At 37.8% G+C, this 22844-nt stretch carries 17 protein-coding genes; 12 read left to right on the top strand and 5 right to left on the bottom strand.

Annotated features, from left to right (window positions below):
• Positions 1 to 37: 37 nt before the first annotated feature.
• A complete protein-coding gene (locus ABDZ97_RS00165) occupies positions 38 to 721 on the top strand; it encodes a carboxypeptidase-like regulatory domain-containing protein (RefSeq protein WP_343783838.1) in 684 nt (227 codons plus the stop codon).
• 32 nt (positions 722 to 753) lie between these two features.
• Here ABDZ97_RS00165 and ABDZ97_RS00160 read toward each other — a convergent pair whose 3' ends face one another.
• Positions 754 to 3129 carry a TonB-dependent receptor gene (locus tag ABDZ97_RS00160; protein WP_343783836.1) on the bottom strand — a complete coding sequence of 792 codons (2376 nt, stop codon included), beginning with the start codon at positions 3127 to 3129 and terminating at the stop codon, positions 754 to 756.
• A 205-nt stretch (positions 3130 to 3334) separates the two neighbouring features.
• Here ABDZ97_RS00160 and ABDZ97_RS00155 point away from each other — a divergent pair, with 205 nt between their 5' ends.
• The 11 genes from ABDZ97_RS00155 (at position 3335) to ABDZ97_RS00105 (ending at position 17163) form a co-directional block, all read left to right on the top strand.
• On the top strand, positions 3335 to 4123 hold the full coding sequence (locus tag ABDZ97_RS00155; protein ID WP_343783834.1) for a sensor histidine kinase: 789 nt from the start codon (positions 3335 to 3337) through the stop codon (positions 4121 to 4123).
• A gap of 33 nt (positions 4124 to 4156) precedes the next feature.
• Positions 4157 to 4366, top strand: coding sequence for a hypothetical protein (locus tag ABDZ97_RS00150; protein WP_343783832.1), 210 nt, complete (start codon positions 4157 to 4159; stop codon positions 4364 to 4366).
• On the top strand, positions 4363 to 5040 hold the full coding sequence (locus tag ABDZ97_RS00145) for a LytR/AlgR family response regulator transcription factor (RefSeq protein ID WP_343783830.1): 678 nt from the start codon (positions 4363 to 4365) through the stop codon (positions 5038 to 5040). The genes ABDZ97_RS00150 and ABDZ97_RS00145 overlap by 4 nt, the downstream gene beginning before the upstream one ends.
• Before the next feature lie 80 nt (positions 5041 to 5120).
• The gene (locus ABDZ97_RS00140; protein WP_343783829.1) at positions 5121 to 6188 is read left to right on the top strand and encodes a PA0069 family radical SAM protein; all 1068 of its coding nucleotides are present in this window, start codon (positions 5121 to 5123) and stop codon (positions 6186 to 6188) included.
• A gap of 198 nt (positions 6189 to 6386) precedes the next feature.
• The gene (locus ABDZ97_RS00135) at positions 6387 to 8012 is read left to right on the top strand and encodes an AMP-binding protein (RefSeq protein WP_343783827.1); all 1626 of its coding nucleotides are present in this window, start codon (positions 6387 to 6389) and stop codon (positions 8010 to 8012) included.
• A 75-nt stretch (positions 8013 to 8087) separates the two neighbouring features.
• Entirely contained in the window at positions 8088 to 9626 is a 1539-nt protein-coding gene (locus tag ABDZ97_RS00130) for a M61 family metallopeptidase (RefSeq protein ID WP_343783825.1), read from the top strand.
• Between the two features lie 44 nt (positions 9627 to 9670).
• Complete coding sequence (locus ABDZ97_RS00125; RefSeq protein WP_343783823.1) at positions 9671 to 10156, top strand: hypothetical protein; 486 nt, start codon at positions 9671 to 9673, stop codon at positions 10154 to 10156.
• 32 nt (positions 10157 to 10188) lie between these two features.
• Positions 10189 to 12042, top strand: a complete 1854-nt coding sequence (locus tag ABDZ97_RS00120; protein ID WP_343783821.1) for a tetratricopeptide repeat-containing sensor histidine kinase — start codon at positions 10189 to 10191, stop codon at positions 12040 to 12042.
• Positions 12042 to 12791 (top strand): LytR/AlgR family response regulator transcription factor, encoded by a 750-nt coding sequence (locus ABDZ97_RS00115; RefSeq protein WP_343783819.1) that lies wholly within the window; start codon positions 12042 to 12044, stop codon positions 12789 to 12791. The genes ABDZ97_RS00120 and ABDZ97_RS00115 overlap by 1 nt, the downstream gene beginning before the upstream one ends.
• Before the next feature lie 120 nt (positions 12792 to 12911).
• The gene (locus tag ABDZ97_RS00110; RefSeq protein WP_343783817.1) at positions 12912 to 15884 is read left to right on the top strand and encodes a T9SS type A sorting domain-containing protein; all 2973 of its coding nucleotides are present in this window, start codon (positions 12912 to 12914) and stop codon (positions 15882 to 15884) included.
• 130 nt (positions 15885 to 16014) lie between these two features.
• A complete protein-coding gene (locus ABDZ97_RS00105; RefSeq protein ID WP_343783815.1) occupies positions 16015 to 17163 on the top strand; it encodes a PHB depolymerase family esterase in 1149 nt (382 codons plus the stop codon).
• A 46-nt stretch (positions 17164 to 17209) separates the two neighbouring features.
• Here ABDZ97_RS00105 and ABDZ97_RS00100 read toward each other — a convergent pair whose 3' ends face one another.
• The 4 genes from ABDZ97_RS00100 to ABDZ97_RS00085 form a co-directional block, all read right to left on the bottom strand.
• Positions 17210 to 18103 (bottom strand): hypothetical protein, encoded by an 894-nt coding sequence (locus ABDZ97_RS00100; protein ID WP_343783813.1) that lies wholly within the window; start codon positions 18101 to 18103, stop codon positions 17210 to 17212.
• A gap of 8 nt (positions 18104 to 18111) precedes the next feature.
• Complete coding sequence (locus ABDZ97_RS00095) at positions 18112 to 19557, bottom strand: MBOAT family O-acyltransferase (protein ID WP_343783811.1); 1446 nt, start codon at positions 19555 to 19557, stop codon at positions 18112 to 18114.
• Between the two features lie 157 nt (positions 19558 to 19714).
• Positions 19715 to 20809 (bottom strand): slipin family protein, encoded by a 1095-nt coding sequence (locus ABDZ97_RS00090; RefSeq protein WP_343783809.1) that lies wholly within the window; start codon positions 20807 to 20809, stop codon positions 19715 to 19717.
• A gap of 571 nt (positions 20810 to 21380) precedes the next feature.
• Positions 21381 to 22751, bottom strand: coding sequence for an RtcB family protein (locus ABDZ97_RS00085; RefSeq protein WP_343783807.1), 1371 nt, complete (start codon positions 22749 to 22751; stop codon positions 21381 to 21383).
• Positions 22752 to 22844: the final 93 nt, after the last annotated feature.

The raw sequence follows: 22844 nt of genomic DNA, 5'->3' as shown, positions 1-22844 counted from the left end.
ACAGGAAAAACAATCTCAATGTAAAAGAGGATAAAAGATGAGTAAGAAGAAAAGAATAACTATTCCAAGCCCTTGCAATCAGCAGTGGGAATTCATGACCGAGTTGGAAAAAGGAAAGTTATGTAGTGTTTGTGATTATAAAGTACTTGATTTGACAAACTGTTCGGAAGAAGAGATTGTAAAATATCTGGAAAATAAAAGTACAAAAGTTTGTGGAAGAGTTCGTGTCGAACAACTGAATACAAACAGGAGTAACAGACGAATAACTTCTTTCTATCCGATCATTCAATCAGTGATTGCAAGTTTTTTAATGACAGGGAATGTAGGTGCTGCGATGAAACCTGATAGGGCTGCTTTACAACAGGGAATGTTTACTGTTGTAAAGGTTGGAAAGAACCATCTAGATGAACGGAAACCTCAGGATTCACTTCGGATTATCAGGGGGAGGATACTGGATGAATCAGGAGAGCCACTTCCTTTTGTCAAAGTAGAATTAGTAGGAACTGATATCGTCGTTCAAACAACCTTTGAAGGAGAGTTTGAAATGGAGGTCCCCGAAATGCTGAAGATGAAAATAGTAGTCCTCAAGGCTGGGTTTTTAGGGTACGAAAGTGCAGAGTTTAGAGTAAAAGTAAAGGATCTTCCTGTTAAACGTGACTTTTATCTAACAGAAACGAAAGCTTTCATCATTGGAGAGGTATTGATTATTGAAGCTGAGTAATTTTTAGTTACTCAGCTTAAGAGTTGATTATCTTACCTTTTTCCTCCACTATAAGTCATAGCTTCTCCTTTTCCGAAGCTATAGCTGAATCCGAGTGTGATAAAACGTCCTCTTTTTGAAAAACTATACAGATAATAAGAGGGTTGATCCACAATGCTTTCACGAATTCTTGAAGCAAAGATATCCCGGATACTCAGATTGATAACTCCTTTCCCTTTCCAGAGCCTTTTACGAATACCAGCGTCAACGAACGCAAATCCGGAAACTTTTCCCTGTACGGTTTTGTAAGCTGACTGATAATTGGAATTAATTTCCAGATCAATGTCTGCCGGAAGTTTAAATTTCACAGTTAGTTTACCAGACCACTGACTTCCTTCAAAGTCGAAATTCTGATTTTCAAAAACACCTTTACGTAAAAAGTACCCGTAATTGGCTTCTCCATTCAGCGTAAGCCATTTCGTAGCGGTGTACTTCGCATTAATTTCTCCCCCTGTTTTGTGCCGGATTCCTACATTAATAGGGGTTGTGATATTTACATTGTTTTCAAAATAAGAAACACGTTCTGTAACATTAGTCGTGTAAAGATAATAGCCACTTATATTAAGCGATAATTTTTCAAACAGGAAAACCCCGGTGAGTTCATACGAATCGGCAAATTCAGGTTGCAAATCCGGATTACCGGTTCGGATATTGTATGTATTGCGAATGTTGAAGAAAGGATTCAAATCCCACAAACGTGGGCGGAAGATGCGTCGGGAATAACCCGCCTGAAGAGAAAACGCTCTCGAAATTTTATAGGAAGTGTGTAAAGAAGGGAAGAAGTTGGTGTAGTTTTGTGTATTTCTTTCGTTTGTATTTGTCAAAAGTGTTTTAAGGTCTGTATTTTCTAAACGTACTCCCAACTTTACCCCCCATTTTTTACCTTCATAAGATCCGGTGGTGTATATCCCTAAAACTTTTTGATTGTACTCAAAGTTATTTGTCAAACTGGTGTCCGGTATCCAGGAGTCACCTAACTGATTGTCTACAGAGTAATCATTTCCAACATCATTAATCTCATACAATGCTCCTGTCTCTAATGTAATTGTTTTGGTAAGCGGGTTGGTATAGTCCAGTTTAAATGTATAATCTGCCTGATAGAAATCTGTTGCTGTTCGTTGGCTGGGATCACTGGCTATTCCGGTCAGGTACTCATTTTCAAAATCTGAAGACTGGTCTTTGCCAAAGAAACTTCCCAGTGTACTGAACTGAAGAATGTGTTCTTTATTATTCGTGAATGTTTTCTGGTATTGCAGGTCATATTGCCATTTGGGGTTCGTAGCTTTTGTTTTTTCCGTTCTGTTATAACTTGAAGAAAGTTCCTGATTTTCGTCGTACAGATAAAAAGCTGTTTGAGTAGGATTGGTTTCCAGTTCATAAGCGAAGTTCCCTGATAATGTCAAGACATTGCGTTCATTGATGTGGTAGTCGGTACCAATGGTAATATTATAGAAATTTTCGTTTTTGATACTGTTACCTTCGCTTTCTATTCGATCACCGGAAGTAATATTCCGGTTGGTACTTTTACTTTCCCAGGGCATTGAACGATAACCGGCGCCAAATTGTGTAAAGAAGTTGAATTTTTCCGTTCGCAAATTAAGACTCCCTCCAATACTATGATTGTTTGGGTAACCTGTATTCAGAGAGATAGATCCGTTGATTCCCTTTTTTTCTTCCTTCTTAAGAACAATATTGATAATTCCGGATGTTCCTTCAGCATTGTATTTGGCAGAGGGATTGGTAATCACCTCTATTCGCTCTACCATGTCAGCTGTAATTGTACCAAGTGCATTTCCCTGTTCATCAGCAAGGACAGATGGTTTTCCATCAATCAGAATTTGTACGCCTGTATTTCCCCGCAAGCTAATCTGACCTTCTATGTCCACATTCACCGAAGGAATATTATTTAATATTTCAAGGGCCCCCATTCCTGTACTACTGATGTCTGAACCTACATTATAAACACGTCTGTCGAGTTTAAATTCCATTGTAGAACGTTCGGCTGTTACCTGCACCTGTTCCAGAATTTGATTATCCCGGAACAATTTGATTTCACCAAGATTAATATGGGGCGTGTTGAAACGAATCGTACGGATGGTATCCGGAATATAACCGACAGATTTAATTTCGAGATAAACGGCAGACGAATCGGTTCCTACTTTAAAATTTCCTTGATCGTTTGTAGTTATTCCGTTGAGAATAGTATGTGTTACTGACGAATGAACAATAACGGCAGCATAGGGGACAGCCTCTCCTGTTTCTCCATCCGTTAATTGTCCGCTGATTAACCACTTTTCGCTTTGTGCCAAACTATTTCCCGAAAGAACAACGATACCAATTGAAGCAAACAATTTGATCAGGGATTTCATGATAAATACGATTTACTGGTTCTAATTTTTTACAAAGTAGGGGATAATCTTTCTGGTAAAAAAGAGGGGTTGGTTCAACGACATATTTTTTCCCCTCAACGACAGAATATGCAGAGTGTATTGGTCGTACACCCCCTTAATCATGTCGTTGGAGTAACTTTGTTTCAGAAGCTTACTACTTATACGTATTTTTACAGAGATGCAAATGGTAAAAAGAATTCGTAACCCCAGAATACAGGAGCTTTTATTCCAGTGTATTTTATTGACAGTGGTTTTCATTTTTTATTCATTTGACCACCGCAGACGGGATTTCAGAGTGGATATTCAGGAACTTGTTTTCTTTCTGAATTACGTTCTGGCAGCTTTCTTCATTAATTATTATTTGTTACCACGTTATTTGTACCGCAAAAAATATCTGTTGTTTGTCGGTTGGATCGTTTTGGTGATCACTTTTGTAATTGTTATGGAGGAAGGTGTTCTGGAGAAAATTTATTATCCGGATACTAGAGGAACCCATTTTCCCGGAGTGTTTTTCAATTTAGTAGGAGCTCTTCCAACAATCACAATCTTAACCGGGTTTAAATTTGCGTGGGATGCTCTTACCAAACAAAAGCAATTAGAGCAGTTACAGGTAGCGGTAAAAGAAAGTGAACTACTTTATCTAAAATCTCAGATTAACCCACACTTTTTATTCAATAATCTGAACAATCTATATGCGTATGCTCTGGAAAAATCGGAAAAAACACCCGGTATTATTCTTGAATTGTCAGGAGTGCTACGTTATATGCTTTATGAATGTCAGGAGAAATTCGTTCCATTGAAAAATGAGTTAGAGCAATTGGGGAATTTTATTAATCTGAGTCAATTGCAATTTGAAGAGAGAGGAGAAGTGATCTTTGAAGTAACGCGCCCACTACCTGCCGGTTATCGAATTGCTCCGTTGATATTATCCGTTTTTGTTGAAAATGCATTCAAGCACAGTTTATCCAGCTAAAGCAAGAATATAAAGATAGCTATCCATGTTAAGGTGGATGAGAGTGGACACTTATGGTTTACCTGTACAAACAGTTTTTCGGAGCAATCCAATACTAATGACCTATCCAAAGGGATTGGTTTGGAGAATGTAAGGAAAAGGCTGGATTTATTATACCCGGCTGCCTATGAGTTGGATATCTGCGCAAAAGAAGAATGGTATAAGGTTGATCTTCGCTTGGATCTGAAAAAAGGAAAAGAATGAATTGTATCATAGTAGAAGATCAGGCACCGGCGCAGCGTGTACTAAAAAAATACATTTTGGATTATGGTAACCTGAACCTGCAAGGAGTTTTTACAGATCCTGTTGAGGCTTTAGAGTATCTTGACAATGAAACTGTTGATCTGATTTTCCTTGATATTCATTTACCAAAACTATCCGGAATAGATTTTCTGGAAGCTCTTACTAATCCTCCTGCAGTTATTTTTACAACCGCTTTTTCGGATTATGCCGTTCGGAGTTATGATTTTGATGCAATTGATTACCTGGTAAAACCTTTTTCATTTGAGCGTTTTACGAGAGCGGTAGAAAAGGCCAAACAAAAGCAGGAATCTATTGATAATGGAAAACTGTTTTTTATAAAAACGGGACATGAATATGTTCAGATCAGGAGTAGTTCCGTTTCTTATATCTGTTCGGATATGGATTATACAGAATTTCATTTTTCAGATAAAAAGTTGCTCTCTTCTGAGACACTGACGTATTGGGAAGGTAAACTGGCAGATCTTGGATTTATTAGGGTTCATAAGTCTTACCTTGTAAATAGTAGTAAGATAACAAAGGTTTCCGGAGGTCAGGTTGTTGTGGAGGGAGATCGCCCTATCCCTATAGGAAGAGCCTATAAAGACTCATTTTTAGCGAAATACGTGAAACAATAATCTTTAATGATTAGTATTTAAATTTTTATTTGATTATTTTTTAATCAAATAATTGTATTTTTGTCTGAAAGATTAGTTGAATGTCCGACAGACAGCAAAAAACAAAAGGGCAGGGTGCTTTTATAAATCCTGAAAGTCGATTTCTGAAGAACAGGGATGGTGACGCATTTGATGATTTGCAGTTTGAAGAAGTTGAAAATCGTAAGACAACTTTCATAGAAGTATACCCGAAAACAATTATAAACAAGGTTAAAAGTCCTGATATCCCGTTATCTTATTCCATGAATCCCTATCAGGGGTGCGAACACGGATGTACCTATTGTTATGCACGCCCTACACATGAATACTGGGGGTACAGTGCCGGTGTTGACTTTGAACGGGTAGTACTGGTGAAAAAAAATGCGCCTGAATTGCTCGAGGAAACTCTGCGAAAAAGAAATTGGGAAGTGAAGACAATTATGTTGTCCGGTAATACAGATTGCTACCAACCTTGTGAAAAGAAGTTGGGGCTGACGCGTAAAATGTTACAGGTTTTACTTGATTTTAAACATCCTGTCGGAGTGATCACCAAAAATGCATTGATTGAAAGAGATGCAGATATTTTACAGGAGTTAGCCCGGTTGCAACTTGTGGGCGTAAGTATCAGCATAACGACTCTCAAAGAGGATTTGCGGAGAAAGCTGGAACCCAGAACTGCTTCTGCAAAAAAGAAACTTCGGACTATTGAATTGCTGGCTGAGAAAGGAATACCTGTAAATGTTATGTTGGCACCTGTTATTCCTGCTCTGAATGAGGAAGAAATATTTTCGATATGCAAAGCTGCTTCGGAGCATGGAGCCACTAGTGTCCATTATCAGATTGTGCGATTAAACGGTCCGAACGAAGCTATTTTTTCCAACTGGCTTTCGCATCATTATCCGGATCGTTCTGAAAAAATACTGAATCAACTGCGTTCTATGCATGGAGATGCTGTGAATAGTTCTGTTTTTGGTAAAAGGATGAGAGGGGAAGGACATTTTGCTGAAAACATCCGCCAACAGTTCGCAGTTGCACAAAAGCGATTTTTTTCTGAAAAACAGACCAATCATTTACGAACTGATTTGTTTTGTCCACCTTTACAGGAAGGTGATCAACTGACTTTATTCTGAAGCAAGATAAAATAAACCGAAGACTATTGGCGTTGAATTAGAAAACAGGTATATTAGAACCGGACAACTGCGGATTACTGTGTGGTAACAACTTTTGCTGAGCAATAACTGTTACAAATTGTGTGCTATGCTATTATCGAAAAACAACGGGTAATTCCTTATAAGGAGTTATAATTTTTTTGATAAATAGTATAAAGAATGAGATCAGAATTGTCGTATGTTACTGGTGAATCAACTATTCCATTATTAGGGGAAACAATCGGGCAGAACCTTGCCCGCACTGTAGCCAGATATCCGAATCATGATGCTTTAGTATGTGTGGAACAGGGCTGTAGATATACTTACAGTGAGTTTTATGCGGAAACGACAAAAGTAGCCAGAGGACTACTGGCTGTAGGTGTTAATTCTGGAGATCGCGTCGGAATATGGAGTCCGAATCGTGCAGAGTGGGTACTTATTCAGTATGCCACAGCGAGAATTGGGGTAATCCTCGTAAACGTAAATCCGGCTTATCGTATTGGTGAGTTAGAGTTTGTTATTAATCAATCGGGGATAAGTACGATGATTGCTGCAACACAATTTAAGTCCAGTGATTACGAGAGTATGCTGAATGAAGTGAGCAAGAAAAGTGAAACACTGAAAAGAGTTTACTTTTTGGACAGAGATTGGGATGCGTTAGTAGAGAAAAGCAGTGAGGTGAATGATGATCAGTTGTTTGCAGTTGAGAATGCAGTACAGTTTGATGATCCGGTTAATATTCAGTACACATCAGGAACAACAGGGTTCCCTAAAGGCGTTACATTGTCTCATCATAACATTCTAAACAACGGCTACTTTATCGGTATCCGGATGAATTACACCAGTGAAGACAGGGTTTGTATTCCCGTTCCTTTTTATCACTGCTTTGGTATGGTGATAGGTAACCTGTGTTGTACAGCACATGGAGCCTGTATGGTAATTCCGTCAGAAAGCTTTACTGCTGAGAGTGCACTGAAAGCAGTTGAGAAGGAAAAGTGCACATCATTATATGGGGTACCTACTATGTTTATCGCAGAACTTAATTTCCCTCATTTTGAAGACTATAATTTATCGTCTTTGAGAACCGGTGTTATGGCAGGTTCTCCTTGCCCGGTAGAAATAATGAAACAGGTGCAGACAAAAATGAATATGAAAGAGGTGACCATTTGTTATGGAATGACAGAGACCTCCCCGGTATCTGTACAGACAAAAATTGGTGTTCCTATGGAAAAACAAGTAAGTACGGTAGGAACAGTACACGATCATCTTGAAATAAAAATAATTGACCCGGAAACCGGGCACATTGTTCAACGAGGTGTCGCGGGCGAGTTATGTACCCGTGGGTATTCAGTTCTTCTGAAGTACTGGAATAATCCCGAAGCTACCCGTTCCGTACTGGATGATGCTAGGTGGATGCATACAGGAGATCTGGCAACAATGGACGATGAGGGATATATAACGATTACAGGGCGTATAAAGGATCTGATCATCAGGGGTGGTGAAAATATTTCCCCGAAGGAAATCGAAGATTTTATTTACAAACATCCGTCCGTAGAGGATGTTCAGGTAATCGGAGTGCCGAGCGAAAAATACGGAGAAGAAGTGATGGCATGGGTAAAACTAAAACAGGGAGAACCTATTTCAGAACAGGAACTTGCAACATTTTGCAAGGAACACATTGCTTATTACAAAGTACCGAAGTACTGGAAGTTTGTGGAAGATTTTCCTATGACAGTCTCTGGGAAAATCCGAAAAATAGAAATGAGGGAGATTGCAGCAAAAGAGCTGGGACTTGCTTCAGAGTAGAGACTATTAATACATGAGTGGTATCTGTTTTTCTGATGAAAGTACTTTCTTTGTTAACGATCAAATCAGAAAAACATGAACCGGATTTTTAGTACACTAGTAATCATTATTTGTTCTTCAGGCTTACCGTCTTATTCTCAGGGTAATGACGTGATTTATCAGTATGAAACTAATATAGAGGAAGTAGAAGATGATAAGTTACAGGTCAAATTGACAATTGGTGGACTATCAGAAGAGACGCTAACGTATTGTTTTCCTAAGATTATTCCCGGGATTTATGGAGCCATGAATTTTGGTCAGTATATTAGCTCATTTCAGGTGTATGATAAAGCCGGGCAATTGATGGAGGTTCAGAAAACGGGTGAGAATTGCTGGGAAATAACCAAAGCAAATCAGATAGCTTCTTTGTCCTATCTGGTGGACGATGCCTGGGAGAAGTTTGATGATACCATGGAAAGAGGGTTTTATCGTTCAGCAGCCAGTTCTTTTGGAGATAGTGTATATGTTATCACGCCACACAGCTTGTTCGGGTATTTCAGAGGGTATACAGACCATGCGGTAGAGGTGAAAGTAAGGAAGAAAAAAGGGATTTATCCGGCTACCAGTCTGACTAAAACGATGGCAGAAAAGGAAGATGTGTTTTTTGCAGAGGACTATCATCAGTTGGTAGATAACCCGATTTTATATGCAAAACCGGATACAACCAGTATCGAACTTCCCGGTATTTCTGTAGAAGTGGCTTGTTATTCAACTTCGGGGGGATCTATTTCAGGAGCCATTGCAGAATATATACGTCCCCTGCTACAGGGGCAGGCAAAATATCTGGATAACCAATTGCCAGTTGATAAGTACACATTTATTATTTATCACAACTTTAGACCAGGATCGACTTCTATATTGGGAGACGGATTAGAACATTCTAATTCGACATTGATTCTACTGTTTATGCCGTTGGATATGGAGGTAATTCGTCAAAATGTATACGGGATAGCAAGCCATGAGTTTTTCCATACACTGATGCCGTTAGGGTTACATTCCCATGAAATAGAGAATTACGATTATAATGAACCGGAATTTTCAAAGCATATATGGTTATACGAAGGAATGACAGAGTACTTTACTATACACATGCCGGTTTGGACAGGTCTTGGAAGTGTTCAGGAATTTCTGGATGAAGTAGCCGTAAAAGCGGATGCCATGAAAGAGTTTGATCCGGAACTATCTATTACGAGTTTAAGTCGTAACCCTATGGAAAATCAGGATCAATACTACAATGTTTATCTAAAAGGAGCTTTGTTGAACCTGTGTCTCGACGTGTACCTGAGAGAGTGGTCGAAAGGAAAGTACGGAGTGAAGGATATGGTGATGCAATTAATGCGAAAATACGGAAAAGACCAGCCTTTTGAAGATGATACCTTTTTTGAGGAAATTATAAGTGTAACCGGGTTTGATGGGGTAAGGGAGTTTATCAATAAGTACATTGAAGGTACAGAACCGTTACCTCTTGAAGATGTTTTGAATAAAGTAGGGTATACACTAAACAAAGGAAAAATCGTAGAGATGGATCATCCTACTCCGGAACAGTTGAAGTTAAGAAAGAGTTGGTTGAACTAATTCGTAACTTTACACTTGTTAAGTAAATACCGAACACAACAAACATGCAGTATATTACCATCCGGAACAGAGAAATTTATAAATTACAGATTATAGCCAGCAGTGTAGTAGCTCTTTTTATCTTTTTCTTATCAGTTTACAGCCTTTGGGGATTGTTTGGCTTTTTGTTGGTCATTCTTTTGTTGACAAGAACGACAGGAGTAGAGTTGGATGTGAAGAATAAGAAGTTCAGAAAATACACATCTTTTCTAAATACAAGGAAGGGGGATTGGAAACCTATAAAAGAGGGGATGCATCTGGTGATAATGATCAAAAGGGGTGTAAAAACAACAACAGGTACATTAGCGACTTCTTCGTTGAAAACAAAAGGTGGGTTTAGTGAGTTGTATCTGATGAATGCTACTCAAACGTATCGTTTTTATATCAATTCTTCTGAAAATCATGAAATGATAGAAAATCAGGCTAAAGAACTTAGTAAACGATTGGGGGTAACTATAGAGAAGTATAATCCAAGAGGGAGAAGGAGATAAATTACGTAAGCTGTATTTTTACCATTTAGTCAATGAACACTGCCGATAATCAGATTATTCTGGCTGGATGTACATTGGAAGGGATTAAAAAAATGAGAATAAGTATATTTGGTGCGCCAAAAAGAAACGACTTGTTACATTTAATAAAAACCATCTTTTTTTTACTGCTTGTATTCATCTTACCAATTACTATAAATACAGTTACGGCGCAGAAACAGCATGTGAATGACTCCATCTTTTCTGTTTTGGATTCTTTGGCTAAACAACAGATTGATACAGATTTGGATCAGGCTTTACTAACTTTAGAAGCACATAGAAAACAGGCTGAGAAATACAATAATTTATACCAGTTAGCTTTAGCTTACAGAAACTATTCCTTGTATTATTTACAACAGGCGGATTATCTTAATTCTTCCCGATATTCTCTAGAATCAATAAAACTGGCCAAAGAAAACGGGTTCACGCGACTCATGGGAGTGAACTATAATAACCTGGGAGTCATTGCGATGCGTCAAGGTGATTTTGAGAATGGAAAAGAGTATCTGGAGAAAGCAATTGCTATCTACGAACAACAGGAATATAAGATAGATGCACTTTCACATAGTTACCAGACATTAGCTGCAATCTCCTACTCGGAAGGAAAGTTGGATAAGGCACAACAGCAATTCGAATTGGGATATAAGTATGCGCTTCGGACTAATAACATAAAGACATTGGCTTCTTGTAGTAATGGCCTTGCAGCGTTACACTTTAGAAAGGAAGAATATCAGAAAGCTCTAAAAGGGTATCAGAAAGCTTTAAGTTATGTGCGGCAGTTTGAAAACGGAGATAAAGAAACCGCAGGGATCTTGAACAATATAGCAATAGTGTATCGTAATATGGAAAAATACGACAAGGCTATAGAAACACTGAAAGAAAGCTTGGTATTAGCCAAAAAAAGTGATTCAAAAGAAGATATCAAAAAGACATATTCTTTACTGAATAAAGTTTATAAAGCTAAAGGAGATCTTTCAAATGCCCTGATTGCTTTGGAATATTTTACAGCTTATAGTGATAGTATTGTCGACCAGAATACAGTAAATGAAATTTATCGATTGCATGAGCAGTTTCAGGCTTCCGAACGAAAAGCTGAAATCGAGCAATTAACGAATGAGAATGATAATCTGGAAAAACATGCGGCACTCCGGTTTACCTTGTTTGTCGTTTCCTCTCTTTTATTGATCGCAACTTTGTTATTTGTATATTTTTATAACAGACAATCCAAGTTGAAAATTAAGGTCAAACAACAGGAATTGGAGCAAAAAGTATTACGTGCTCAGATGAATCCGCACTTTATCTTTAACAGCCTGAATAGTATTCAACGGCTATATATTGAAGGAAAAGAAGATCTGGCAAATGATTACATGGCAGATTTCTCCCATCTCTTACGTGGAATACTTAATAATAGTGGGAAGAATGCAATTTCTCTCGAAGAGGAAATCCAGATTACAGAATTGTATCTTCAATTGGAACAAATGCGGACGGATAATCAGTTTGTATTTACGATCCACTTGTCTCCTGATGTTAATCCTAAAAAGCTAATTCCACCTTTAATCATTCAACCCTATGTTGAGAATGCAATATGGCATGGAATTCTTCCTAATAAGAAGAAAAAGGGGAATATCCGGATTGAAATAGAACAACCCGATTCATCTATCTTTACTTGTAGAATAACAGATAATGGAATAGGGTATTCGACCAGTATTCAACAAAAAGAGAATAAGAAAAATACTTCTAAAGGAATGGCTATTACCGCCCAACGACTAGGCGGTGAAAAGGCAGTAGTGATTGAAAGTAAAGAAGAGGGGGGGACTACTATTTGTTTAACCATACCAATTATCAGATAATGATACGAGTTGTAATTATAGATGATGAAAAAGATGCCCGGTTTTTATTGAAAAATCTGGTACAAAAAAAACTAAGTGAAGCACTGGTTATTGTTGGTGAGGGGGATGATGTCGAGACTGGGTATTCCATTATTAGGGAAAAAAAACCGGATCTGGTTTTCCTTGATGTACAGATGAAAACGGGAACAGGTTTTGATCTGCTCGAAAAATTTGATCAGATAGATTTCGAGGTTATTTTTATTACAGCCTATAATGAATTTGCTATCAAGGCATTTCGATTCAGTGCATTTGATTATTTGTTGAAACCCATTAAATCGGTTGATCTTATCCAAAGTGTTGAAAAACTGGCTGAAAAAACACGACAACAAAAGATGGAACGGGATAAACGGGTACGGATTCTTGTTGAAAATTATGGTGCTGATGGAGAAATTCAAAAACTGGTTGTGAATAATGTGGATGGTTTCAGGGTGTTGGAAATTAAATCAATCATACATCTGGAAGGAGACAGAAACTATACCCATATTATAATGAAAGATGGAACCAAAGTAACCACAAGTAAAAATCTGGGTGAATATGAACGTTTGCTTTCTGAACAGGGTTTTTTTAGAATTCACCAAAGTACGGTTATCAACCTGCGCCATGTGACAGGGTTTAAAAAAGCTGATGATGGATATGTGGAAATGGTGAATGGATCAGAGTTAAAAGTAAGCCGTAGCCGAAAACAGGATTTCATAGCCCGATTTAGTTAATTACCGATTGATAATTAGATTCCACCAACTTTTGTAAATAGACTGCCAACTACATAAATCTACTTTTATAGAGTTTATACTTCGATATATTTGAAAACCAAAATGAATAAAAACAGAAAAATGAATAAACGAATACGATTACAGGTTTTTGCAGCTTTTGTCTTGTTAACCACTTTTTCTTTTGCTCAACCTACCTATGAATGGAGTTATTCCGATGGGACGGCATCTAGTGATGGTGGATATGATGTCCATATAGATAATGCAGGGAATAATTATATGCTAGTTGCAAGGTATAATGCTACATCAATTCCTTCGGCAAGAATGTATAAAAAGGATCCGGCTGGAAATCTGCTTATGATGAAGACATTAACAAGTAATTTGGGAGTTCGTTTTTTTGAAATGACAACAGATGCTTCTGGAAACATTTATCTTACGGGAGAATTTGAAGGAACTACTGACCTTGACCCTAACAGCGGTGTAGAATCAGCTACTTCTCAAGGTGATTCAGATAGCTTTATATTGAAATTAACTGCGTCAGGAGCTTTCGATTGGGTGAAAACGTTTGGAGGATCGGATAGAGATCAACCACGATCAATTCAGGTTGCCGCAGATGGATCTGTCTATACTGTTGGCTCTTTTTGGGGGACCGTTGACTTTGATCCTGGTGCAGGAGTTGCATCTTTGTCATCCGAAGGAAACAGTGATGTATTTATTCAAAAATTAGATAACAATGGGGATTTCCTTTGGGTAAAGCAGTTAGGAGGTGCGGGATATGACACAGGAGTTAGTTTGATTTTGGACGAACTTGGAAATCCAATCGTAACAGGAGCGGTGCAAAGTACGGTAGATCTTGATCCTGGTGTAGGAACGGTTTCTTATACTTCGAATGGATTTAAAGATGTATTTATTCTTAAATTGAATACATCAGGAGACTATATATGGAGTAAAACGATTGGTGGGGTTAATAGTGATACTTCGCGTGATATTAATATAAATTCCGCAGGAGATATTGTAGTAACGGGAGAATTCAGAGGAACTGTGGATTTTGATCCTAATGCCGGGGTTTCAGAGTTAACTTCTATTGGATCTCCGTATGATTGTTTTGTACTTCAGTTAGATGCCAGCGGGAACTACTTATGGGCAAAGAATTTTGGCGGGGTTGGCGGTCATGGATCAGGTGCCGGAATTGCAATAGATGCTGATGATAATGTTTATATAACAGGTGATTTTGACGAAGCATGTGATTTCGATCCGGGAGCAGGTGAGTATATTTTAGACGTACCCGATGAGGATTACTTTGTAGTAAAGCTGGATGTAACTGGTGATTTTGTTTGGGCGTTTAATTCCGGAGGACTGGTGCCCGCAAATGGAGAAAGTATCGCTGTTGATGCAAATAACAACGTTTTAGTAGTAGGATCTTTTAGGGGAATACGTGATTTTGATCCCGGGACAGGTGAGCATACTATGACTTCAAATGGAGGATTTGACTATTATCAGTTAATGCTCTCTCAAGCCTGTATAACAACTACAATAACACCTGATGTTACATCGCTAACAGCAATCAGTGATGAATGTAGTGTTAGTACTTTGGTAGCTCCGACTGCTTCTACAAACTGTGGAGAAGTAATCACCGGGACACATGATGCAACACTCCCGATTACCACAACAACCACTATCACCTGGACGTATGATGACGGCAATGGAAATACTTCTACCCAAACACAGGAAGTCATTATTGACGATGTAACTTCTCCGGTAGCCGATGTTGCTACACTATCCGATATTATAGCAGAATGTGAAGTAACCAGTTTAACAGCACCGACAGCGACTGATAATTGTACTGGAGCAATCACCGGGACAAATAACGCTACACTCCCCATTACCACAACAACCACTATCACCTGGACGTATGATGACGGGAATGGTAATACAACTACCCAAACGCAGGAAGTCATTATTGACGATGTAACTTCTCCGGTGGCAGATGTTGCAGCACTATCCGATATTACAGCAGAATGTGAAGTAACAAGTTTAACAGCACCAACAGCGACTGATAATTGTACAGGTGCAATCACCGGGACACATGATGCAACATTTCCCATTGCCACAACAACAACCATCACCTGGACGTATGATGACGGGAATGGAAATACTTCTACTCAAACACAGGAAGTCATTATTGACGATGTAACTTCTCCGGTGGCAGATGTTGCAGCACTATCCGATATTATAGCAGAATGTGAAGTAACCAGTTTAACAGCACCGACAGCGACTGATAATTGTACTGGAGCAATCACCGGGACAAATAACGCTACACTCCCCATTACCACAACAACCACTATCACCTGGACGTATGATGACGGGAATGGTAATACAACTACCCAAACGCAGGAAGTCATTATTGACGATGTAACTTCTCCGGTGGCAGATGTTGCAGCACTATCCGATATTACAGCAGAATGTGAAGTAACAAGTTTAACAGCACCGACAGCGACTGATAATTGTACTGGAGCAATCACCGGGACACATAACGCTACACTCCCCATTACTACATCAACCACTATCACCTGGACCTATGATGACGGAAACGGTAATACTTCCGTGCAAACACAAGATATTGTAATAGCATCTATTGATAATACCATAACACAGGAAGACGCACTAACATTGACCGCAAATGCTTCGGGATACTCCTATCAATGGTTGGACTGTAACAATGGTAATACACCTATCAACGGAGAAACAAATCAGACTTTTGTAGCTACAGATAATGGAAGTTATGCGGTTGAGATTGATAATGGAACGTGTATGGTAATTTCTGACTGTATTCAGGTTACATCTGTAGGAATAAAGGATAATGTATTCAATACAATACGTGTTTATCCGAATCCAACAAACGGACAGATTACGATTTCATCGGAATCTGAATTTATTAAAGTGATAGTAATGGATGCTTTGGGTAAAAAGGTGAAAGAAAAGAGTTTGGATTCAGTTAGTTCGTATACGGTTGAACTGCCAGAGGAACCCGGAATCTATTTTGTTTCAGTGAAAGTAAAAGGTAATGTATATACTACTAGAGTTGTAAAAATGTAAGTTTTTCGTTTAAACTGCTACAATGAAATGAGAGGTTGTATTAATTTACAATCTCTCATTTTTTTGTTAATATATTGGACTCTATTGTTTTACTCGTATCCTATAGTGTATCTTGCAGTAAAAACGAAATATGCTACTACGGTATGTGTTATTTTTAATTTTTTCGATAGGAGGGCTAAAGCATACTCTGACACAGAACACGGTGAACGGAACACTTAGTTTTGGAGGAATTGAGCGAAGTTATTCTTTTTATGTTCCAGCATCCTATACTCCAGGAACTCCTGCTCCGCTGGTAATTAACTTACATGGTTTGGGGACTGACGGAGCCTATCAGGCTCAATACCGTGATTTTAGACCGATTGCAGATACAGCGGGGTTTATTGTAGTACATCCAGACGGTTCTACCTTATTTGGTCAACGTTTTTGGAATTATGGTAATGTACTGGGATCAACCGTTGATGATGTAGGTTTTCTGGAGAGCCTGATTGACGTTATAGCAGCTCAGTATACAATTAATCAGGAAAGAGTGTATTGTGTAGGAATGTCAAACGGGAGTTTTATGAGCTATTATCTGGCCTGTCAAAGCAATCGGTTTGCAGCAATTGGCGCTGTAACAGGTTCTATGTCTGTTACAATGTACAATGATTGTATGCCTCAATACCCGATGCCTGTTATTCATATTCACGGAACGGAGGACGGAGTTAATCCCTATGGAGGAAATTCAACAATGAAAGGGATTGAAGAGGTTGTTCTCTTTTGGGCAAATCAAAACGGTTGCAATTTAACTCCCGAGGTTACTTCCGTTCCGGATAATAATACAAATGATAATGCAACAGCCCAACGAGTTGTGTATTCGGGAGGTATAAATGGGCATACAGTTGAGTTATTTAAAGTAATAGGAGGAGGACATACATGGCCGGGCACAGTTGTGCCGGGTTCAACGGGAAATGTTTGTCTTGATTTTAAAGCGGAGATTGAGATATGGCGTTTTTTCAACCAGTACCAACGGGCAGAGCAAGCTTCAATTCCCGAATTTAAGGAAAGCAATGTGACAGTTTGGCCGAATCCAACTTCTTTAGAGGCAATTTATCTGAAAGCGGAAGGAAATCCTATTCACACTATTGTAATAACAGATCAATCAGGCCGTGAAGTAGTCCGTCAAACAGGTGATGATATACAATCTGTTCGTGTCAGTAAACTAAGTCCGGGAAGTTATTTATTAAAAGGAGCGGGGAAACAGTATTCGTTTTCTGAGAAACTCATTATTGTAAAGAAATAGTGGGGTTTTTGAAGCAGGTCTACTTCATCTGTGAAATGAAAGTGAGTTAGTCAGACATACTCTTAAGGTAGATCGATACTATCTTAGCTCCTAATTCAGAAACATGATCACCATCTGGTATGTAACAATTTTCATTCAGCTTAAGTTCAGAAAGATCTAAATAATCAATTTTACTTTTAGAAAGTATTTCAAGTAATTTCTCTTGATACACTTTGGGGATTTTATTTTTATAGTAGTCGTGTAATGGAGTATTTAGAGCTGTTAGCTTTACATTTTTGGATTCGCAAAGCTTTTTTATTTGATCCAGATAATAAAGGTTGAGCTCAGAGAATGGGTATAGTCTATTATTATCGTAATATTGGTGCTGTATACGTTTGTTCATTGAGGAGTCAACAGCTTTAGTTTTTTTTACGTAAAGATTTTGATATTTCCCTTTAAAGTTGAGACCATTTGTGTCGGGATAAATGATTTTCACACCCTCATTAATAATGCTTTTCATGAAAGGAGTAATGTTCTTACCGCTTAAAAATAATAATTTAGCCTGTTTACTAGCAGGTAAAAGATGAAAATACTTAGGGGTTACAGATGCAGATAAATCACCATATATAAATTGATCATAATACTCCGATATGTTATGGTAACCAACACCCAGATAGACTTGTTTTATAGAGGGATTATGTTGTAGAAACATTCTGAGTTTGAAATACGAAAAGTATAAAGATTCTGAAGGTTGTCCCAAATTAATACTATTGGGTATGATATTATCATTGATTGCTTTTTGAATATGCGAGTCACCTATGTAAATAGTTGAAACATTTGGTTCCAGATAGTAAGCAGTAGATGTGTTGTTAACATAGTATGCAAAGAGACTATATGCTACTGTTAGTATAAGAACTGGTAACAAAAGGAAAAATAGGGTTTTCTTTAAAAATCGTCGCATCACTTGTGTTAGAATTGAAAATAAATGAATTGTTGTTCTTTACCGCTAAACCAGAAAATACAAAAAATAAGAAGGTAATACATTGTATATCTTATGGATCTATGCCACTTGAATCCTAATTTTTCCAAAGCATATTGTCCGTTTCTTCCAGTCCATTCAGTAACCAAGAATAAAATGAGAAGTAATAGGGTGATCTGGTAATCATAATTTTCAAGGTTTGGATATTCCATAACAGATGTAGAGAAGATTCCGGTAATGTAATTAAGAGCATGATCTATATTTTCTGCCCTGAAAAATATCCATGAAAAAACGGTTAATACAAATGTTATAGACATTGAAGATAGTTCTTTTATAGAAGGGAAATATTTTCCCTGTGCTACAGTCTCTAAATTTCTTCTGTTTGTATTTGTTAACAGGAGTGGTAAAAAATAAACAGCATTTAAAGCCCCCCAAACAATGAAAGTCCAGTTGGCTCCATGCCAAAACCCACTTACAATGAATATGATGAATGTATTTCGAATTTGAATCAGTTTTCCACCTTTACTTCCTCCTAACGGGATGTATAAATAATCTCTGAACCATGTGGATAATGAAATATGCCATCTTCTCCAAAATTCGGCTATGTCTCTAGAGAAATAAGGGAAAGAAAAGTTTTTCATGAGGTCAAACCCGAAAAGCCTAGCAGTTCCAATTGCTATATCTGAATACCCTGAAAAATCTCCATAGATTTGGAAGGTGAAAAACAAGGCACCTAAAATTAAAGTACTACTATTCAGGTCTGCATAATTTGTAAAAATATAGTCTGCGATTTCTGCACAACTGTCAGCTATTACAACTTTTTTAAAAAGTCCCCAGAGAATTTGGCGTAAACCATCTGTTGCTTTGGAATAATCGAAAATGCGGCGTGTATAGAACTGAGGTAATAAGTGTGTGGCTCGTTCTATTGGACCGGCAACAAGTTGAGGGAAAAAGCTCACAAAAGCAGAAAAAGCGATTAAGTCATTTGTTGGTTCAAGCTTTTTTCGATACACATCAATTGTATAACTAAGAGTTTGAAAGGTGTAAAAGCTTATTCCAACAGGAAGTATTATGTGAAGCGGTTCAGCGCTTATTTTTACCCCAAAAAATGAAAAAGAAGCAATGAAATTTTCTAAAAAGAAGTTATAATACTTAAAGAATCCTAAAAATCCCAGATTGACCAAAATACTTGTCCATAATAGAATTTTCCTTTTCAAGATATTGTTTTGTTTCCTAAGTTGAATTCCAATAAGGAAGTCAATCAGTGTACTGAAAATTATTAATGAGAGAAACCGCCAGTCCCACCAACCATAGAATAAGTAACTGGAAGCAACAATTAACAAGTTTTGTAGTCTGAGATTAGCATCAGAAATTAACCAGTAAAGTGCAAAAACTACGGGTAAGAAAATAGCGAAATCTATAGAGTTAAAAAGCATCTATTCTAATAGTTATTTTTTAAGAATACTTCTGTCAAATGTTTTTATATACTAAAGTGAGCTAAATTACTAAAAGTGTATCAATGAAAAGACCTCGCAGTAAAGAAGTCTGCAAGGTCTTGGGATATGAGGGTGATTGTAGGGAAACTGATTGTACTTATTTGGTGAGAATTTTTGCAAGTTGATCAATTACTGCACTTCCACTCGAAAGTTTGATCTCACCAATTTTATCTGCTATTTTTTCAATGTATTCCATTTCTTTTAGTTTCATCAGTACTTCGTTTTCTTCCATTAGTTTGGCTGTGTTTAACATTGTTCTGGTGGAAGCAGTTTCTTCTCTTCGGGCTATAACATTAACCTGAGCTCTTTTTTCTGCAATCAAAACCTGATTCATAATTTCTCGTACCTCACCAGGAAGTATGATGTCTCTGATTCCGGCATCTGTAATGGAAACGCCAAGTGCATCAGTACTTGGCTGTAATGCCCCCAGAACAGATGTGGCAACTTTTTCTTTTGATTCCAATAGTTCATCTAGCGTTAATGTTCCTATAAACTCGCGCAAGGCAAGCTGACCTTTGGAGTAGAGTTGTTTCAAATAATCTTTGTTTTCGAGTAGAGCTTTAAAACAGTCAGTTACGCGATATTCTAATTGGAAATTTATGCGTACAGCTGCTTTATCTTTTGTTAATAGCTCCTGTCCTGAAATATCCATTTGTGTATTTCGCAAATCAATTTTTAATAATTCAAGTGATTTTGAACCTAACCAGTAAGCGAAACTTCCTCCGGAAAGTTCTTTTATATACTTTCCATTCTGAAATAACAATCCTTTCTCATAGCTTTCTACTTTGTAAATTGCTACATGATGTATAACGGATTGTTTTCTCAATATGGCTGTATCAATTGAAGTAATTTCTTCTGTAGAATTTAAATCATGAATCTGTACTTGTATATCTGTATTTCCCTTGAAGTAAAAGTAACTCCCAGTAGTTAATACCTGATTAAAATGATTTCGAACAAAGATCAAGGCTATTTCATTCTCTCTTACATTAATTTCACAAGTATTTTCCGAGAATACCTTGTTCTTAGATACCAGCTCCATATCAGGAAGAGTTTCATAAATTTTTAATCGATCATAAGATCTAATTGTCTCATTGAAACCTAGCCAATGATTTCCTTCCAGTGTTACCCGGTTAAAATTTTCATTTTTATAGATCAATCCAATTTTTAGTGAGCTTATTTTTACCCTTTTCATGTTATCTTTTTTTATTGTTTATCAAACAAGAGATGTTGTGAACTTTTCACCTGTCAATTGCGGATCGTACATTAAGCCTTGATTCAATTTTACGCTACTTATCTCAAATAAAAATGAAATTAGATTGGTGAAATTTTATTAAGGCGATATCCTGTTTAACCGGCGATTTTCAGATTGCATGTCCTAAAAAGGAACAAACTGAAAAGTCACAACATCCCGTGTGATTATTTTTAGAAGTAATCAACTTCTTTTGAAAACTGAATCCACTATTCAGCGCTCTACCAATTGAGCTATCCGCTTTTGCAGAGTGGGGCTCGAACCCACACAATTCAAGCTATTTCTCTACCAATTGAGATACTAACCTTTTGGTCAGGAAGGACTCGAACCTTCAACATATAGCTATAGGTGTTGATGGTTAAAGTGTAAGTAGCACCTGAAGCAGCAATGCTGAATCAGACTATTTGGTTATTCAGAAACCAGAATCGGGGACTTATACGGTAACCTATTCAACTTCTTTTGTGTTGTGACACAATATTTTAAAGAACGATTGTTTTATTGTCGTGTGAAGTGTTCACTTCTTTCGTTTTTTCCAAGGAGCATTTTTTTGCCAGTCACCTGCCATAATACACCCATACGGTTCTACTTCATCAATCACATTTCCAAGACCAAACTCCTTCATTTGGTTTCTAACGTTTTCGGCATTTTTATATGCACTCGGAAGTTCGGTAACGTCAATCTCATTGGAGAAAAAACGAACATCTAAACCTTCTGTTTCCTCATAAAATACTTCTTCGTTTGTTTTATGAGCTTTGTTTTTCCGGTGCTGTGTCCTACTGATGTTTCTCCCTGCTCCATGTGGCGCAAAACCGAGATTATTCCCCGTTGTTTCTCCATCAACAATCAATACAGGTTCAGACATATTTAGTGGAATTAATCGTGGACCTGTAACGTCATTCATAAATTTGGTATCCAACGGTGTTGCTCCTTTCGCATGATAAAACAGATCTTCGTCTTTGAATACAAAGTTGTGTTCATTCCAAAATCTATTAGTAACAGAGGCCCCCGCTCCGGTGGTAACCAACTCATGGATGGTTGTATGATTCTGTTTGGTCCATTCACGAATGATCTGTAAGGCCTCCCAATAGTTTTTACCTTCTTCGGTATCAAACGGAATCCACGCATTTTGCTTTAGTGTTTCAGGAGACAAGTCCTGTCTGAACTTCTCAGCTATTTTCATCCCCTGATTATAGAGCAACGCTCCGGGAGCACGTGAACCATGATGCGTCACAACAACCGTATTTCCGGTAGACTTTAAACGACCAACATACAGAAAGTGGTTTCCATCACCCTGTGTTCCCATATGTTCTTGAGCTAATGATAGCATTCGATCGGATTGTAGAAATGGGTTTGACATAAACTGCTCTTTTAATACAGTAGGAAGTGGAAATTGTTTTCCTCTTAATCTACCTCCGGGACCAAAGTGAGTGGAGGTGTGTGCTATATCAAGAATGTGTTTAGGATCTGTTTTTCCATAATCTGTCAACATAACCGAACAACAAATGTCTGCACTGTGCATTCCCGGATGAATCGCATTTTTTGCGACAGCAACGCCTCCTACTGGGATTTGTCCGATTGCTCCGGTAGGGCAGGCATCCGGCATAATCGTCCCACCTACAAGTGTCGGAGTTTTCATTAATTCATTCATAGTAGAGATCACCTGAGAAACGTTTTCGATCTCTGATTCATGTTCAGCACGGATATTAACAGAGAATGCTGTTGCTTGTTTTTTCAAAGCCAGCGGTTCAGGTAATTTAAACTGATCCAGATAATGAAGTAGTTTTTCTCCCTCCAGTTTATGTGTGTTGATATAATCCAATGCTTCTCCAAACCATTTTCCTGGTTGATACCCTAATTCGATTAATGTATTTCCGTCTGTTTTCATTTTTTTTCTTTTTTACTCCGCCAGCCCTATTGCCGACGGAGGATTTATGAATCGTTGAATATAAGAACAGGACAAAGGTTAACTGGATGTGCG

It is taken from the genome of Wandonia haliotis, assembly GCF_039523435.1.
Taxonomy (GTDB): Bacteria; Bacteroidota; Bacteroidia; order Flavobacteriales_D; family Crocinitomicaceae; genus Wandonia; species Wandonia haliotis.
The sequence above is the reverse complement of the archived record's forward strand: the minus strand, read 5'-3'. Positions and strand labels throughout refer to the sequence as shown.

Bases quoted from the DNA above. Each gene is read 5' to 3' on its own strand.
- ABDZ97_RS00165 (WP_343783838.1), top strand. From the start codon at position 38: ATGAGTAAGAAGAAAAGAATAACTATTCCAAGCCCTTGCAATCAGCAG.
- ABDZ97_RS00160 (WP_343783836.1), bottom strand. From the start codon at position 3,129: ATGAAATCCCTGATCAAATTGTTTGCTTCAATTGGTATCGTTGTTCTT.
- ABDZ97_RS00155 (WP_343783834.1), top strand. From the start codon at position 3,335: ATGGTAAAAAGAATTCGTAACCCCAGAATACAGGAGCTTTTATTCCAG.
- ABDZ97_RS00145 (WP_343783830.1), top strand. From the start codon at position 4,363: ATGAATTGTATCATAGTAGAAGATCAGGCACCGGCGCAGCGTGTACTA.
- ABDZ97_RS00140 (WP_343783829.1), top strand. From the start codon at position 5,121: ATGTCCGACAGACAGCAAAAAACAAAAGGGCAGGGTGCTTTTATAAAT.
- ABDZ97_RS00135 (WP_343783827.1), top strand. From the start codon at position 6,387: ATGAGATCAGAATTGTCGTATGTTACTGGTGAATCAACTATTCCATTA.
- ABDZ97_RS00130 (WP_343783825.1), top strand. From the start codon at position 8,088: ATGAACCGGATTTTTAGTACACTAGTAATCATTATTTGTTCTTCAGGC.
- ABDZ97_RS00125 (WP_343783823.1), top strand. From the start codon at position 9,671: ATGCAGTATATTACCATCCGGAACAGAGAAATTTATAAATTACAGATT.
- ABDZ97_RS00120 (WP_343783821.1), top strand. From the start codon at position 10,189: ATGAACACTGCCGATAATCAGATTATTCTGGCTGGATGTACATTGGAA.
- ABDZ97_RS00115 (WP_343783819.1), top strand. From the start codon at position 12,042: ATGATACGAGTTGTAATTATAGATGATGAAAAAGATGCCCGGTTTTTA.
- ABDZ97_RS00110 (WP_343783817.1), top strand. From the start codon at position 12,912: ATGAATAAACGAATACGATTACAGGTTTTTGCAGCTTTTGTCTTGTTA.
- ABDZ97_RS00105 (WP_343783815.1), top strand. From the start codon at position 16,015: ATGCTACTACGGTATGTGTTATTTTTAATTTTTTCGATAGGAGGGCTA.
- ABDZ97_RS00100 (WP_343783813.1), bottom strand. From the start codon at position 18,103: ATGCGACGATTTTTAAAGAAAACCCTATTTTTCCTTTTGTTACCAGTT.
- ABDZ97_RS00095 (WP_343783811.1), bottom strand. From the start codon at position 19,557: ATGCTTTTTAACTCTATAGATTTCGCTATTTTCTTACCCGTAGTTTTT.
- ABDZ97_RS00090 (WP_343783809.1), bottom strand. From the start codon at position 20,809: ATGAAAAGGGTAAAAATAAGCTCACTAAAAATTGGATTGATCTATAAA.
- ABDZ97_RS00085 (WP_343783807.1), bottom strand. From the start codon at position 22,751: ATGAAAACAGACGGAAATACATTAATCGAATTAGGGTATCAACCAGGA.